Genomic DNA, 1,520 nt, shown 5'->3' with positions numbered 1-1,520 from the left:
GGATTCGCCCATCCTGGTGCTCGACGAAGCGACCAGCGCGCTCGATGTCGAGACGGAAGACCGCGTCAAGGAAGCGATCGACGAATTGCGGCGCGGCCGCACTACCTTCATCATCGCCCACCGCTTGACCACCGTTCGAGATGCCGATCTGGTTGTGTTCATGGACAAGGGCAAGGTGGTCGAAATGGGCGGCTTCGCCGAATTGTCGATGCGCAATGGCCGCTTCGCCAGCCTGCTGCGCGCCGGCGGCCTGCTCAACGACGAGGAAGTCCGCCGCCTCAGCCGCACCATCACGGACGAGGCCGCCTGAGCGGCCAGGCTGCCTTCCCTTCTCACCTGTCCTATGGGAGAAGGGAAGGCAGCCTGCGACACCACCACTCGATTGCCCCAAAAGCGTCGCCGGTTTATGTAAGGCCGCATGAGTGACCTGACTTCACGCCTCAGCGGCTGGATGGATTTCGCCAACCCGACGCGGTTTGTCTGGTTGGCCGATAAGGTGGTGCCGTGGCTGGCGACCATCGCCGCACTCATCTTGGCCGCCGGGCTCTATATGAGCTTCGCTGCGCCGGAGGATTTCCAGCAAGGCATTACCGTGCGCATCATGTATATCCATGTGCCCTTCGCCTGGCTGGCCATGATGTGTTTCACGCTGATGGCGGTTTTCGCGTTGGGCACGCTGGTATGGCGCCATCCGCTGGCCGATGTCGCGCTGAAATCGGCGGCACCCATCGGCGCCGTCTTTACAGCACTCGCGCTGATCACCGGCTCGATCTGGGGCAAGCCGATGTGGGGCACCTGGTGGGTATGGGACGCGCGGCTGACCTCGGTGTTCGTGCTGTTTCTGATGTATCTTGGCATCATCGCGCTGACGCGGGCACTCGACGATGCGGCGCGCGCCGCCTGGGCCGCCGCAATCATCACCCTGGTCGGCTTCATAAACATCCCGATCATCAAGTTCTCGGTCGACTGGTGGAACACGCTGCATCAGCCGGCTTCGGTGTTCCGCATGGGTGGCTCGACCATTGACCCCTCTATGCTGAGGCCGTTGCTGGTGATGGCTCTAGGCTTTACCGTGCTGTTCTTCGCGTTGCATCTGATGGCGATGCGCACGGAAATTCGCCGCCGCCGCGTCATCTCCATGCGCCGAGTCGCGGCGAGGCAGGCAGACAAGCCCGGCTAGGTGGCACCCTGACTACCGGTCATTGGTCCTTCATTCGAATGCGCCCGACACGATGAGGCGCAAGTAAAACGTTGCAACGTTGCAACAGCGATTTCCGCAGGTCGACCCCGCCCTGGTTTTCACGTTGACAGCTCAGCCATGCACTGGACGTTATGCGTGCACTGGACGTGATATTTGCCTGTTAATTGTCGTGGGGGATTTGTCGATGAAAGTGCGCTTGCTGGCTGGCGTGTCCGCATTGGCCCTGATGCTTGGCTGGAATTCGGCCAATGCGACCGAGGCGGCGGTCGAAATTCCGGCGGCCCAGGATCTCTGGTATGTCACACTGTTTGGTGGCGCC

The 1,520-nt window shown here is 61.6% G+C and carries 1 protein-coding gene and 1 pseudogene; both read left to right on the top strand.

Going from position 1 to position 1,520, the window contains the following annotated elements:
* Window positions 1-310 (top strand): annotated as a pseudogene (locus EOA85_RS35055) (glucan ABC transporter ATP-binding protein/ permease); the annotation flags it as partial.
* Between the two features lie 108 nt (window positions 311-418).
* A complete protein-coding gene (locus EOA85_RS35050; protein ID WP_127212712.1) occupies window positions 419-1,180 on the top strand; it encodes a heme ABC transporter permease in 762 nt (253 codons plus the stop codon).
* Window positions 1,181-1,520 lie beyond the last annotated feature (340 nt).

It is taken from the genome of Mesorhizobium sp. M5C.F.Ca.IN.020.29.1.1, assembly GCF_003997375.1.
In the GTDB taxonomy this organism is placed as follows: Bacteria; Pseudomonadota; Alphaproteobacteria; order Rhizobiales; family Rhizobiaceae; genus Mesorhizobium; species Mesorhizobium wenxiniae.
This window is presented reverse-complemented; position numbering and strand designations above follow the sequence as displayed.

What these genes read in the sequence shown, in the direction of transcription:
- EOA85_RS35050 (WP_127212712.1), top strand. Translation starts at nt 419, where the DNA reads ATGAGTGACCTGACTTCACGCCTCAGCGGCTGGATGGATTTCGCCAAC.